The organism is Gemmatimonadaceae bacterium (genome assembly GCA_035633115.1).
In the GTDB taxonomy this organism is placed as follows: Bacteria; Gemmatimonadota; Gemmatimonadetes; order Gemmatimonadales; family Gemmatimonadaceae; genus UBA4720.
Genome location: DASQFN010000115.1, coordinates 14678 through 28762, shown reverse-complemented (window position 1 = coordinate 28762; position 14085 = coordinate 14678). Strand labels below are relative to the sequence as shown.

At 61.4% G+C, this 14085-nt stretch carries 13 protein-coding genes, 1 pseudogene and 1 riboswitch; of the genes and pseudogenes, 9 read left to right on the top strand and 5 right to left on the bottom strand.

Translation table 11 applies throughout. From position 1 onward, the window contains the following. Positions 1–5 precede the first annotated feature (5 nt). The 3 genes and pseudogenes from VES88_17710 to thiC form a co-directional block, all read right to left on the bottom strand. Positions 6–2342 (bottom strand): protein kinase, encoded by a 2337-nt coding sequence (locus VES88_17710; protein ID HYN83319.1) that lies wholly within the window; start codon positions 2340–2342, stop codon positions 6–8. Further along, positions 2302–2679 carry a hypothetical protein gene (locus tag VES88_17705; GenBank protein HYN83318.1) on the bottom strand — a complete coding sequence of 126 codons (378 nt, stop codon included), beginning with the start codon at positions 2677–2679 and terminating at the stop codon, positions 2302–2304. The genes VES88_17710 and VES88_17705 overlap by 41 nt, the downstream gene beginning before the upstream one ends. A gap of 87 nt (positions 2680–2766) precedes the next feature. Beyond that, positions 2767–4104: pseudogene (thiC, locus tag VES88_17700) on the bottom strand (phosphomethylpyrimidine synthase ThiC). Further along, a riboswitch (TPP riboswitch) is annotated at positions 4092–4186 on the bottom strand. It overlaps the preceding pseudogene by 13 nt. Positions 4187–4533: 347 nt before the next feature. Between thiC and VES88_17695 the strand changes: the two are divergent. The 5 genes from VES88_17695 (at position 4534) to VES88_17675 (ending at position 9475) form a co-directional block, all read left to right on the top strand. Then, positions 4534–6345, top strand: a complete 1812-nt coding sequence (locus VES88_17695; GenBank protein HYN83317.1) for an erythromycin esterase family protein — start codon at positions 4534–4536, stop codon at positions 6343–6345. Positions 6346–6538: 193 nt separating this feature from the next. Continuing rightward, entirely contained in the window at positions 6539–6937 is a 399-nt protein-coding gene (locus tag VES88_17690) for a pyridoxal-phosphate dependent enzyme (GenBank protein ID HYN83316.1), read from the top strand. Positions 6938–6997: 60 nt separating this feature from the next. Next, positions 6998–7738, top strand: a complete 741-nt coding sequence (locus tag VES88_17685) for a hypothetical protein (GenBank protein HYN83315.1) — start codon at positions 6998–7000, stop codon at positions 7736–7738. A gap of 46 nt (positions 7739–7784) precedes the next feature. Beyond that, positions 7785–8363, top strand: coding sequence for a lipocalin-like domain-containing protein (locus tag VES88_17680; GenBank protein ID HYN83314.1), 579 nt, complete (start codon positions 7785–7787; stop codon positions 8361–8363). A 293-nt stretch (positions 8364–8656) separates the two neighbouring features. Continuing rightward, the gene (locus VES88_17675; protein HYN83313.1) at positions 8657–9475 is read left to right on the top strand and encodes an SDR family oxidoreductase; all 819 of its coding nucleotides are present in this window, start codon (positions 8657–8659) and stop codon (positions 9473–9475) included. 26 nt (positions 9476–9501) lie between these two features. On the opposite strand, the gene VES88_17670 is transcribed toward VES88_17675, so the two are convergent. Further along, positions 9502–10839, bottom strand: a complete 1338-nt coding sequence (locus VES88_17670) for an AAA family ATPase (protein ID HYN83312.1) — start codon at positions 10837–10839, stop codon at positions 9502–9504. Positions 10840–11470: 631 nt separating this feature from the next. Here VES88_17670 and VES88_17665 point away from each other — a divergent pair. From VES88_17665 to VES88_17650, 4 genes are all read left to right on the top strand, one after another. Continuing rightward, positions 11471–11644 carry an ATP-binding cassette domain-containing protein gene (locus VES88_17665; protein HYN83311.1) on the top strand — a complete coding sequence of 58 codons (174 nt, stop codon included), beginning with the start codon at positions 11471–11473 and terminating at the stop codon, positions 11642–11644. 17 nt (positions 11645–11661) lie between these two features. Further along, positions 11662–12213: a M23 family metallopeptidase gene (locus tag VES88_17660; protein ID HYN83310.1), complete on the top strand. Its 552-nt coding sequence runs from the start codon at positions 11662–11664 to the stop codon at positions 12211–12213. 98 nt (positions 12214–12311) lie between these two features. Then, positions 12312–12779: a nuclear transport factor 2 family protein gene (locus tag VES88_17655; GenBank protein HYN83309.1), complete on the top strand. Its 468-nt coding sequence runs from the start codon at positions 12312–12314 to the stop codon at positions 12777–12779. 70 nt (positions 12780–12849) lie between these two features. Continuing rightward, a complete protein-coding gene (locus VES88_17650) occupies positions 12850–13029 on the top strand; it encodes a hypothetical protein (GenBank protein ID HYN83308.1) in 180 nt (59 codons plus the stop codon). 35 nt (positions 13030–13064) lie between these two features. Here VES88_17650 and VES88_17645 read toward each other — a convergent pair whose 3' ends face one another. Beyond that, positions 13065–14012, bottom strand: a complete 948-nt coding sequence (locus VES88_17645) for a cyanophycinase (protein HYN83307.1) — start codon at positions 14010–14012, stop codon at positions 13065–13067. Positions 14013–14085: the final 73 nt, after the last annotated feature.

Below are 14085 nucleotides of genomic sequence, written 5' to 3'. Positions count from 1 at the left end.
CGCATCTAGCTGATTGGAAGTTGCAGGTGCTCAAGCAAGCGGATGAACCGGGGATGAGCGTGGTACTGGCTAAACCATCGCTGCCTGCCGACTGAGTACATCCAGTCCGGGTGCACGTCGAGAGCGCGCTCGAGCGTGTCGAGCGCCGCCGAGTCGTCTCCCAGCGCTGCGTGAGCCGCCGCCTCGTAGAATGGATCCAGCTCGGCAACAACCGGCCCGAAGATCGCGCGCGCTTCGTCGAGCTGTCCCGCTCGCGCGATGCACAGGCCGAGCGCGAAGAGCATTACCGCGTGACGATTCGATTTCTCGACGCCGATGCGTGCGGCGGATATCGCTTCTTCGTGCCTGTTCAGAAACGACAACGAACACGCGAGAAATGCATAGCCGCGTACAAAGCCCGGGTCCTTCTCAATAACACCCCGAAACTCCACCTCGGCGGCTTCGAAGCGCCAGGCGAACCAGTGCACGATTCCGAGGTTCATGCGCGGGAGAACCGAAATTGGATCAAGCTCCACTGCGCGCAGCGCGATCGGCATTGCCTCGTAGTCACGCCCGATCCCCGCAAGAAAAGCGGAGAGCCAGCGGTGTGCCGCCTCGTGGCTCGGATTCAGCGCAATTGCCCTCTGAAACTCATGGAGCGCGCCTTCCCAATCCCGGTCCCAGTTGAGCTTCACGAAGCCAAGCGACGCGTGGGCGTCCGCGAGCGACGGATCCAGCTCGAGCGCACGCTGCGCAGCTTTAACGGCCTGCGGATACATCTCCTTCGCTGTCGCGAACTGCCACGACGCGAGCAGAGCCGAAGCGTCCGCGATGCCGGAGTACGCAGGGGCATACAACGGATCGGCGGCAGCGGCTTCCTGAAAGAGCTCGAGTGCCCGCCGCATCGACTCGTTGGTTCTCTTGTACCAGTGATGGCGGCCGAGGAGATAGAGATCGTATGCTTCGAGACTTCGCGGTTGCTGGACGGGTTTCGCGCCGCGCAGGTGGCCGAGCTGAAGTGCTCCGGTGATCGTCTTGACGATCGAGTGCGTTATCTCATCCTGCACCGCGAACACGTCCTCGAGCTGCCGCTCGTAGGTCTCCGACCAGAGAGTGGAGTCGTCTTCGACGCCGACGAGTCGCGCCGTGACGCGCAGTCGGTTGCCTGCACGTCGCACGCTTGCTTCGAGAACGAATCCGACTCCAAGCCGCGCGCCGATCTCCTTGATGGGGACGTCGCCGCTCTTGAACGCAAATGCGGACGTGCGTGACACGACCCGGAGTCCTTCGACCTTTGCAAGAGCGTTCATCAGCTCGTCCGTCATGCCTTCGCTGAAATACTCGGTTTCCGCGTCGGAGCTGCGATTCGAGACTGGCAGCACGGCAATCGAGAGGCGTGGTGTCGATGCAAGCTGCGTCTGCGCTGGGAGCGCTTGTGTCTCCGTGGCGAGCAGCGCCTGCACGAAGGCAGTCGCCGTGGGAAATCGGTCGTCCGCCTTTTTTTCGAGCGCGCGCGAAACCGCCCGGATCGTTGACGGTGAGAGATCCGCACGGTGTGCGGCAAGGCTTGGCGCCGGTACTCCGATATGTTGCGCTACAATAGAGAGAGCAGTTCTCCCGGTGAATGGCGGACGACCGGCGAGGGCCTCATACACGACGCAGGCAAGCGAGTAGACATCGCTCCTGCCATCGATGTCGGCGTCGCCGAGCGCCTGCTCCGGACTCATGTAGTCCACGGTGCCGATTGTCGTGCCGGATTGAGTCAGACCGATACCTGCGGCGGGCGCGCCCGAAGCCAGCAATGCACCCCGGGCAATTCCAAAATCAGCGAGCATGGCGTGGCCGTGCCGGGAGAGCAGGATGTTCTCCGGCTTCACGTCGCGGTGAATGACGCCTTCGCCGTTGGCGTAATCCAGTGCGTCCGCAATCTGCCGGACGATCGATGCGACATCTTCCAGCGGAAGTGTCGACTCGCGTGCCAACCTGGCCCGGAGCGATTCGCCTTCGACATACGGCATGACGAAGTAGAGAGCGCCGGCGGCTTCGCCCGAATCGTGAAGCGGCAGAACGAATGGATGGCGCAGCCGGGCCAGCACCTTGATCTCGCGGTCGAACCGCTCGGCCCCAAGCACCGCGCTCTGCTCGGCGCGCAGAACCTTGAGCGCTACGGGCCGCTCATGTCGAACGTCGTGCGCGAGATAGACTGTGGCCATTCCTCCCTGGCCGAGCTCGCGCTCGAGGGTGTACCGGCCAGCGAGGGCATCACGCAGGTCCGCGGGGATGTCGGCCGCTGTGGGAGTTGTCGGCGTGTTCGAAAGGTCTTTACTTGGGACCGAAATAGCCCATGCCGATAATTGCCGCAACGGTTCCGGACCAGTATATGAACATCCACTTCATGAGATCCGCCTGAACCGCCTTCATCTCGGATCGGAGATCGCCGCGCAGGGATGAGATTTCCCCACGCAGCTCCCCACGCAGCTCGCCACGCAGCGACGAAATCTCTCCAAGCAGCTCCGCACGCAGCGACGAAATCTCTTCGTGAAGCGTCGCCTTGAACCGCTCCCAGTTCAGCTCGTTGGTCTCTTTCAGGTCTGATTTGTATGTCGCATCCACGGCGTTGAACCAGTCCACGAGCTCCGCGGCGATATCGTCACCCAGCCGCTCATAGAATTTGCGTGAGAGTTTTGCTGTAACCGGCACTCGACCTCCAAAAGGACCGAGTCCAATCAACCTATAGATACGCTCGGCTACAGCATCATCGCAACACTCGACGCACCGAATCGTCGCTTAGGCAGTAACCAGCTCTGCCTCGCGAGCAAGCTGTGCGATCCCCTCCTCTATCGTTCTCGAATGATGCATCGAGCAGAACTTCGGCCCGCACATCCCGCAGAACTCCGCGCTCTTGAAGTACTCGGCCGGCAAAGTCTCGTCGTGATACTCCTGCGCGCGCTCGGGATCGAGCGCGAGACGGAACTGTTCCTTCCAGTCGAATGCATAGCGCGCGCGTGAGAGTGCGTCGTCGCGATCGCGCGCACCCTTCCGCCCGCGTGCAATGTCAGCCGAGTGGGCGGCGATCTTGTAGGCGATGACTCCTTCGCGGACATCGTTGGCGTTCGGAAGTCCGAGGTGCTCCTTCGGCGTGACGTAGCAGAGCATGTCCGATCCGTGCCAGCCGATGAGTGCTGCGCCGATTGCGCTCGAGATGTGATCGTATCCCGGAGAGATGTCCGTGACGAGCGGGCCGAGCGTGTAGAACGGCGCTTCGTGACAGACTCTCTTCGCGCGCTTCACGTTCATCTCGATCTGGTCCATCGGAATGTGACCGGGGCCTTCGATCATTACTTGTACGTCTCGCTCCCAGGCTCGTTTAGTCAACTCGCCCATCGTGTCGAGCTCTGCGAATTGTGCGCGGTCGCTCGCGTCGGCGAGGCATCCCGGGCGCAGCGAATCGCCGATGGAGATCGTGACGTCGTAGTAGCGAAGAATCTCGAGCACTTCGTCGAAGTGCACGTAGAGTGGATTCTGTTTGCGGTGGTACATCATCCACACTGCGTGCAGTGATCCGCCGCGGCTGACGATCCCGGTGGTTCTCCCGTGAACAAGCGGGAGATGCTCGATGAGGATCGCGGCGTGGATAGTCATGTAGTCGACGCCCTGCTGCGCCTGTCGCTCGATCATGTCGAGCAGGTCCTGCGCGGTGATCTCCTCGAGCTGCTTCTCCTGTTGGACTGCCTGGTAGATCGGGACGGTTCCGATGGGAACCGGCGAGGCGTCGATGATGGCCTGCCGAATGGCGTCGATATTTCCGCCGGTGGAGAGATCCATCACCGTGTCGGCGCCGTACTTCACGGCCATGCCGAGCTTTTCGATCTCGCCGTTGATGTCCGAGCTCACCGCGCTGTTGCCGATGTTCGCGTTGATTTTGACTTTGGCGACTTTGCCGATTGCCATCGGCTCGAGCGACCCAGCGAGATGTCGGACGTTCGCGGGGATGATGAGTCGTCCGATTGCGATCTCGTCCCGCACCAGCTCGGGGGAAATCTCTTCGCGCTCGGCGACGAAGCGCATTGCGTCGGTGATTTCGCCCCGACGCGCGTAATGCATCTGCGTGCGTGCTTCCATTGTTGACTCCCTACGCCGGTACTAACCGGATCAGGTTATGAGGGACTTTCTCAGCCGCCGCTCGGCAGCACCCCTGTCATTGCTTTCTAATGTATATCTCGTGCGCCAGACTGGAATCGTCTGAGCCCACGGAAGAATAAGGGCGGCCTTGGCCTGAGGAGTCCGGCTGATCTTCTTTAGGCCGAGGGCGAGGAGTGCTTACGACGAATGCTTGGGTCATCCACAAGCTCGTCGCGACGTTATGCTGCGAACTTTCGCAGCCTTTCCCTCCGTCGAACTCCCAGGTCTCCGCCAACCGATTGCTGAATCAACTGTTGCGACGAGTCGCCTCTCGCAGATGCGACATTGCCTGCGAAGATCGAAGGATTTGTCTGCGCTCGGCAGTATATTCTCCCCGTCTAATATTTAGTTAGCCAGACCCGAGGACCCTCGATGGTACGGTCCAACCAGGAGCAAGGATTGTTCGACGGGCAGTCTCGTGACCGGGCCCATGGCTTGAACTTTTTCGCACACTACATGACCCTCGCCATCCACCGTCTCGGAGTTGCTCTGACGGTCGGCGCCGCACTGCCAGCGTCGGTCGAGGCGCAGGCCTCCCGAGAAGGGCCCGCGTGTCCTGTGGCAGCGGAACAGCTTCCACAGTTGGCGCCGTTCGAGGCGCGGACAGGTTCTCTCGGACCTGGTGAGGCCAAGTGTTTCGAGCTCTTCCTCCAGGATGGCGAGTTCATCCGCATTTCCGTCGACATCGAGGCGGGATATGCTCGCGTCCAAGCCTTTGGGCCCTACGACGACCACCGGTTCCAGGTGAGGTGGGTCAGGCCCGATTCAGCAGAGTACACGGCTCCGCGTCTTGCTGCCCTTGCCTTCCAAGCGTCCACCTCGGGCCGCTACGTCGTCGAACTCAGCATCCCCGTCGGGATTGGCCAGCCCGTTCCTGTATTCAAGGTGCAGGTAGCGGAGTACCGCTCGGCGGGGATCCAGGCAGCGATCAGGGAGGACCTACGAACCGACTCGCGGACCGCTTGGCTTCGGGAGCATGCGCAAAGGATTCGGTCGATCGATCCCGAAGACGGGGATTTCTCGGACCTCCAATTCCTGCGTAAGCAGCTACGGGGAGTCCGCGTCGTGCTGCTCGGCGAGGCCGATCACGGCGATGGGTCCGATTTCACGGCGAAGACCCGGCTGGTCAAGTTCCTGCATCGGCAGATGGGCTTCGACGTGCTTGCCTTCGAGGGGGAGCTCTTCGGGACCAGGGTCGCGTGGCGAGCACTCCAGACCGGCGCTGAGCCTCGCGCGGCGTTCTCCCAGGGAGCGTATCCCATTTGGGCGATGTCCGAGCAGGTTCAGCCCCTTATCCGATATGTGGCAGCGTCGGCGCGCTCCGCTCACCCGTTAGAGTTGACTGCCTTCGACATCGTCGGTGTGGGCCGCTTCTCGGCCTCGCGGGACTCCCTTCTCCCCAATCTTCGGGAGTTCCTCACGCGCACCGGCGTTGGCGGTCCGCTCGCCGATTTGGAGAGCACCCCAAGCTGGATTCTCGCGAGAACCTACGGCGGGCGCTCTGGGCGCGATCGGCAACAATCACCAACACCGGCCGAGCAAGCCGAATTCCTCGAGAGTCTGCGGACGACAGCGGCGCAAGTGGAGAGAAGCCACTCGGGACGCGACGCACTGTTCTGGGCGCAGTTGCTCCGCAGTACGTCGGTCACAGCCCGCTATTACCTCGATTATCCGAGCCAGGACGCGGAATTGATCCGGGACCGTCAGATGGCTGACAACCTGCTGTGGCTGGTGAACCGCTACTACAGGGGGCGCAAGATCATCGTGTGGGCGCACACCGGTCACGTCATGCGCAACCCACAGCACACGGTTTCCGGCAGGAAGCAGGGGTTTACGATGGGGCAGGGGTTGTGGGAGGCCCTCCGCAGAGAGAGCTTCGCGGTCGGCTTCGTGTCGTACACCGGGACAGCCCGCTTTGCAAACCAACCGGAAGAACAACAGCAGAGCCTCGTGCCAGACCAGCATCCGGCGTTTGAGTTCGAGGAGTTAATGGACGCCGCGGGTCATGAACTGGCGTGGGTCAACCTCCGTGAAGCCCGTGGACGCCAGCAGTGGCCCGGCGGAGCATTCCTGGCACGTCCTCTCTTCCACATCAGCGAGCATGCACCGTGGAGCGAGGTTTTGGATGCCCTCTTCTTCATTCGGACCCAGGAGGCGAGCCGACGGGTCGCGAGAGTTAGGTAGGAGGATTGTGCCCCAAGGAAGCTCTTGGTGTCGACATCGGCACGGCGTCTCCCTACGGGTTGACACGAACAGGGCCCTCTCGTGCAAGGTCGCGTGGCTGGCTAACCGCATTTGCAGCTGACGCGGGCCCCCGCAGCTGAAATGCAGAGCGTTACGTATCAAAGCCTCATCATTTCGTTCTCTATGACTCACGATCAGGCATTCGATTCATGGCGTCACGAGATCCCTGCTGAAACACAACGATCGCATCCGAACCATCGCTGTCGAGCCCGCGGAGTCTGCCGTTCTGTCGGGGAAGCCATCCGGCTCGCACAAAATCGAAGGCATCGGCATTGGATTCATTCCGCCGTTGTGGGAACCTGACCTCGTGAACGACATTCAGACCGTGACAACAAAGGAAGCAAAGGACATGGCTCGGCGTTTGGCGCGTGAGGAAGGGATCTTTGCAGGCGCATCGACCGGGGCGAACGTCGTTGCGGCGATCCGCATCGCCGAGCAGCTTTGCCCTGGTGCTACGGTCGCCACCATTGTTGTCGATTCCGGGCTGCGCTACTTGAGTACGGACGTGTATTCCGGCGACGCCGGTGCCTGACCAGCGTGCGCACGAGTCGCGCGAAGTAACGGAGTAACGCTCAACGCCATTGGAGATGAAATGAAGCTTCGAGTACTGATGTGTTTTATCGCGTGTGCCGGATTCCCACGTCCGGCAGATGCGCAAGCGGTCGATGCGGTCCGAGTCTCGCCCAACCGGTATCGAGTACTGCTCGACAACGCAGAGGTGCGCGTCGTCGAGTACGTGTTGCAGCCCGGCCAGCGCGACGAATGGCACACGCATCCTGCAAAAGTCTCTTATGTCGTGAACGGCGGCACACTGCGCATAACACAGGCGGACGGCACTTCAATCGTCAGTGAGGAGTGGCAGGGAGTAGCTCATTGGAGGAACGCACTGGGGCGCCACTATGCGACAAACATCGGCAAGACTCCCGTTCGCATCGTCCTCGTGGAGATCAAGAATGCCGCGCAAGGCGCGCCGGCCTACATCGCCCCAACAGCGCCGAGCGCACCGGCGTTCGTCGCCCAGACCGGCGGACCCGACTGCCTTACGCGCATGGCCGCGGTCCCGGGGAGAGGCACGTCGACGATCGAGCCGGCGAGACTGCAGTCGAGCAACCCGATGCCCGCGTTCTTACCCGGCGGGCTCCGCCAATTCGTTGCTTCCGTCGTTGTCGACACTGCCGGACGCGCTGACCCAGCCACGGTCAAGGGCCCTGCCGAGCTCGACTCTACGGCAGTCAACGCGATACGGGCCGTGATTCCCGAGTGGCGTTTCTCTCCCGCCCGCGTGGCCGGGTGTCCCGTCAAGCAGGTCGTGAGAATGACATTCACGCGTTAGCGATCCTTGCACGACGCGCGTGGCAATCACTTACCAAAAGGGACGAATGACAAATCGACGACTATTCTGCGTTGCTTGCGCCATCGCCACGGTCGCTGCACCGGTTCGAGCGCAGAGCGTCCCTGCTCAATCTCCCATCGTCGGAACGTGGCTGCTCGACAGCATTGTCGACACGCTTCAGAACGGATCCGTATCCTATTGGATGGGCCGACGCCCCACAGGTGCGATTATCTATTCCGCATCGGGGCATATGAGTGTGCAATTCATGCGTGATCCGCGACCCGTGCTCCCGGAACGCACTGACTCCGGGTCCAACGTCGCTCGACTGGCCGGCGCCGATCCATTCGCTGCACTCGAGGTGGACCAGCTTCGCGACCTATTTGGCGGCTACTATGCATACTTCGGCCGCTATCAGGTCAGCGCCGCCGGAGACTCGATTGCGCACTTCGTGGAAACGAGCCTGCGCCCCGATGAAGTAGGTGTGACTTACCGCCGCGATTCGAATCGAAGGAGGGCGGCTATTCATCGATCTTCGAGCGGAGGTAAACGGCGTCCCCCGCCATCGAGTGCTTACCTGGAGACGAGCACCATAGAGCGCATGATCCGCACTACGGCAGCTGCCTAGCAAACGGAAGCTGGCAGCCGCGTAGCTCGGCCGCAGCTCGCATCGCGCTCGAGGACGAGTTCGCAATGAGATCCATTTGCGTGGGTGCATGTCTGCTTCTCGCCTGCCGGCCTGAAGCGGCGCGATCGGCAAGGTTCCCAGCCCAACCAGCGTTGGCACAGTATTCGCCGACTCCGCCATTTATCGAGCGCACTGCAAGGAAGCAGACTCGCTCGAGAACCTGAATCCAATTCCGCGCAAGTGCACGCCGCGGGATCAGCGCGTAAAGATTTACTACCGCATCAGGAGAGTACATGCACATACCATTTAACACCGCCCTCATCACTGGGAGCTCTCGCGGCATTGGTCGTGGGATTGCCGTCAAGCTGGCAACAGAGGGGGTCGAAAAGATCGCCGTGCACTATCGTACTCGTAAGGCGGAAGCAGAAACGACGGTGTCTCAAGTCCGGAGCGCTGGCGCGATGGGCGTTCTCGTGCAAGGAGACGTGTCCGACGCAACCGTGGCTGAGAACATCGTAAAGGAAGCAGCGGAAAAGCTCGGCGGCTGCGACATCTTCATACACAGCGTGATCCCTCCGATGGAAGAGATTTATGAGCACGCGTTGTCGACAGAGGTTCCGCTCGCCAAGTGGCAGCTCGCTTTTGATTCTCAAGCGCGAGCATTTTTTGTCTGCGCGAGGACGGCTGCAAGGTACATGAGCGGGGGCGGCAGGATTCTGGCGCTTACGTACACTCCAGGAGGACGCACCGGCGGCTGGCAACCATGGGTCGGCATGGGATCGGCCAAGGCGGCGCTCGACAGCATGTCCCGTTATTTCGCCGTCGCACTGGGCCGGCATGGTATAACCGTGAACACGGTCAGCCCCGGCTTCTCCGACGAGACGACCGTGCTGGGACAGACACCTCAGGCTGTGCAGGATGCGGTGAAGGACTGGGCGGAATCGGGTTGGACACCAATGCGAAGGCGATGCAGGCCCGCGGACGTCGCGGATGTTTGCGCGCTGCTCTGTTGTGACGAAGCCCGATTCGTCACCGGGCAAGCTGTTTCCGTTGATGGTGGCAGCTCCCTAATGAATCCGGACCTTCCTCTTGCGCTACAGGTTCCCGCCTAGGCCCTCGTTAGGCTTTAACGGTCACCTCAGGCTGTGGCAGTAATGTCTGACTCCGCGATCACGCACAGGTCAGCGCGCGAGGGCGTCGCGCTGACTAGCCGGTTCGCCTGCGACGTCAGACTCCGCTCGAAGAGATTCCGCACCAGCCGTGCATTCCCGAAGTTCTCGCTCCGCGATTCATACTCTCTCGCGAGAATCACTTTCACGGACTCGACCGCACCCGGTCCGAGCGTGTACCCGTCCTCTTCGACCATTCGCGTGAAAATCGCCGTGAGCTCGTCGGGCGAATAGTCAGGAAAATCGATGAACCGCGTGAACCGCGAGCGAAGCCCGGGGTTCGACTCGATGAAGCTCTCCATCCGCTCACGATAGCCGGCGGCGATCACCACCAGGTCGTCGCGATGATCCTCCATCAGCTTCAACAGAGTTTCGATCGCCTCATCACCGAAGTCGTGCCCGGAGTCTTCCGGCGCCAGACTATACGCTTCGTCGATGAACAGCACTCCGCCGAGCGCGTCCTTCACCACCGCATCGGTCTTGATCGCCGTCTGCCCGACATATCCGGCAACGAGCTCCGCCCGATCCACCTCCGTGAGATGCCCCTTCGACAACAGGCCGAGCGCATGGAAGATCGATCCCAGCAGCCGGGCAATTGTCGTCTTGCCGGTCCCCGGAGGCCCGACGAATACCATATGATATGCGGAAGGCGGGGCCTTGAGCCCTTCCTTCCGCCGCATCTCGCGCACGCGCGCGACGTTTACCAGAGTTCGTATCTCTTTCTTCACGTTCTCGAGGCCCACCAGCTTGTCGAGCTTCGACAGCAGCTGGTCGAGCGTAGGCGGTGGAGAATCGGCGCCTTTGCTGGCGCTCGCCACTGACTCCGCCGCCTGACGCGCACGCTCGGTGCTCGGTTCACCGGCTGCGGACGGCGATTCCGGCGCCGCCCCGTCCAGATACTCGCGCAACGGACGATCGCCACGCCGAGCCCGCTCGATGAGCAGAAGCACCGCGTCCAGCCATCCAGGAGAGTTCAGCTCCAGATACGGATCGAGCTTTCCGATTCGCTGGATGAGAAGCATTCCATCCGACACGGCTACACCCTCGACTTCGCGATACTCGATGCTCAGATCATCCGCTACACCATCGAGAATGATCCGCTGGTTGGTCACGAACAGTCGGCCCGTTCCGAGGACGGCAAATCCGGTTACTCCGAACGCGCCCGTGGAGGCACCAAGCTCGCGCCAGACTGCGCGCGGCATCCGGAGGTGGGCGACCTCGCCCTGCCGGAGGATCATCGGCGTGACGACCGTGGGCAGCGTCCGCTCCTCGAGCACCATTCGGCGAAATTCGTCTGGATCGACCATGCGTCAATGATGCGATAAGTCGCTGTGTCTCGCACGACTACTCTCGTTCTTTGCAGGGGAAAGGAAAGCTACATTTAGTCCTCTGCGCCCTTGTTTGATTCATATCGTCTCCGCGGATTCACCACTGTTTTTCCGACGAGACTCGAACAGTTCCATGCGCATTTCGATGATCTGTACTCAATCCTCGAAGAATCCAGGAGGGCGAAACGGTTTCGCAGAAAATCCCGGATGCACTCCCGATCGCGGCCCAGCCTCTATCGCCGCTCATCGAAGTCGACCGGAAGAAATCGACGACATTCTCAAGACAAGAATCATTTCCGATCATGTCAGGGTGCAATGGAAACTCGCGCGACTTGGGCTCAAGGCGGGAGAACGAGTCTGGGTTCCCATCGGTGATCAATCACGACTTCGCGAAGCATATCAATTCGAGAGGCTTCAGAAATTCATCAGCATTGATGGCATGGTCGCAGGCCAGAACGGCAGTGTCGATTTCGTTCCCGCCTCGACGGCAGGCGACGCAACTTTCGGCCAGGAGCAAGTCTGCCCTTCTCGACACGCACCTTACACCTACCGCCGCACGCTTTCGAACGTTCCGTCAAGACACCAAACAGGAATTGATCGCCGAAGAAGAATGACGCCGCTCGCAGTCGAAACGACGAATCTCTCGAAGAGCTACGAAAAACAGCCTGCACTCGATCGAGTCGATCTTCGAGTGCCGGAAGGCTCGGTGTACGTGCTCGTCGGAGCGAACGGCGCGGGAAAGAGCACCACGATCAAGATCCAACCGACAACCTCAAGGAAGTAAGCGGGCCTTGATTCCTCGTGCGTGCCAACCTCCTTCACGCTCGCTTCGGTGGCTGCCTCGTATCGATGGTGCTCATCGCGCTGGCGTGTCTCCTTGCAGTTGCGGTCTTCCCAGCACTCCGACATCCTGTATTTTTCGTACGCCTGCTCACTTCACATGCGCCTTCCGAGGTGAGGATTCCGGTCGCAGGCATACTCAAGCGCCAGATTTCCAGCTCCTGGGGCGCACCTCGCGGCGGCGGGCGAGCGCATCAAGGCGTCGACATCTTTGCGAGACGCGGCACGCCTGTGCTCAGCGCAGCGGAAGGGATAGTTCTGCGCGTCGGCACCAACGAGCTTGGCGGCAACGTCATCAATGTGCTCGGCCCGGGGAGGCAGGTGCACTACTATGCGCACCTCGATAGCTACGGCGTCTTCAAGCCTGGCGACGTGGTGCTTCCCGGCGACACCCTCGGCTACGTTGGAAACACCGGCAACGCGCGCGACACGCCACCTCACCTGCACTACGGCATCTACGACTCGGAGCGCGGCGCAGTGAATCCTTGGCCGATCCTCAGCGGACCTTTTTGAAAACCTGCACGCTGTCCGGCGCGACTGATGTCGCGCATTCTTCATCAACGCTTTCTCGTAACCCTAACGACGGTGTGACCATGTACAGGATGGCCTCTGTGGCACTCGCTTTCAGTGTGCTCGCAATTCCTTTGAGAGCGCAGACCCCTCAGCCTGCACCAGCTGTCGCAGCTGACTCGCTTCCATCGTTTACTCTACCTGCGGACTTCGATCAAGTGCTCCGCAACTACGAGCGTGCATGGCGTGCCAACGACATTCCCGCGCTGGTCTCACTCTTCACCGAGGATGGGTTCGTCCTCCAGCCCGGACGCACGCCGGCGCGTGGACATTCGGCGCTGACAAACGTCTATCGCGGTCAGGCCGGCGGAATGCTGCGGCTTCGCGCGCTGGCCTACGCTCAAGCCGACACGGTCGGCTACATTATTGGAGCCTACGGATATGGGGATACTCCAGGCGACCAGGGAAAGTTTACGCTGACTCTGCGGCGGTCAAGAGGCCGATGGTTGATTGCGTCCGACATGGACAATGGGAATCAGCCGCGACGACCGCCTTCGGCGACGCCGTGAACGGCGTGCTGGCTGCCGCGTTCCTCGAACGGACCGGGCGACTGTGGCTTGGCCGCCGAAGGGTATCCGGATGACACGACCAGAGATTGGCGGAATCTCACCATTCTTCATCGTGCATGACGCGACGGCAGCACTCTCGTTTTATCGCGACCAGCTTGGATTCGAGATCACCTTTCAGGGGCTCCGGAGAGTGCGGGGGCGGCGAAGGTCTATGCTATGTGTCGGAACGGCCACCGTCCATAGGCGGTGAGACGATCCCGGCCCGCGCCGGCTCGAAGGATCCTGCTATCGGGGCCCGCTGCCGAGGCGCGTCACCCTGCCGGCGACAGGATCGAACGTGGTACCGCCGGGCAATATGTGCATGCGGATTCCTGAAGCGCCGAGCACTTCGCCACCCGGTGTGATTTCACTCGCGCGCGCATCGAAGATGACGGCGACACTGGCTCCAACGACCAGCCACGATCCGTCGGGCCGGACGTCGATCGCGGTTGACTCGTCTATCCCGACTCCCAGCATCGCGGGATGCTCGAGCACGAGACTCAGGAGTCGATTTTGTCTTCTCCGTCGCACGAAATGCTGGTCGACAATTGCTCCCCGCAGCAGTCCGAGACCCGCGGCAGTTACGATGTTGTCGCGATCGATGGTGACGTAGGCCTGAGTCGAGTCAGTCAGACGGCGCGCACCACCGGGGCGGCGCTCACTCCCGGTCAGCATGGGGCTGCTCATTACTGCCGCGCCCGCCGACGTCCCCCCTACCACCGCCCCGGCCAGATGCCGCGCGCGAATCGCGCGTTCAGCCTTGCTCCCGGCGAGCGTCTCCATCAGCCGGTTCTGATCGCCGCCCGTAAACCATATCCCCGTCACCGCCTCGAGTTTCCTGAGGATCGAATCGGTGTCCGCGCCGGCACGCGTGAAGCTGATACTGAATGCGTCCGCGCCGAGAGCGCGCAGCTCGCTTGCCTTGTCCGGGCCCGTTGAGGCGACAGCGCTCGCCATCGGCAGCACTGCAATTCGCGCCGTTCCGGCGCCTCCCGCAAGCTCTACGAATCGCGTCGTGATCTCGGGCGGGATTGGGCCTCCGCCGACGAGAAGCAGGTGGCCCCGCGACTGAACCATTGGTGCGGTCGCGACCGGCTGCAAAGGTCTGCCAGCCGTCGCGCACGCGCCCGCGGCGAGCGCGATGAGCGCAACCGTGACTCGAAACTCAGCGACTATGCTTCTGCCGTCTCGCATCTGTGCAAAGCTTGGTCACTTTCGTAAAACAGCAATTTCTGTCCGACTCACTCATCTGTCCTTGATAAGGTAC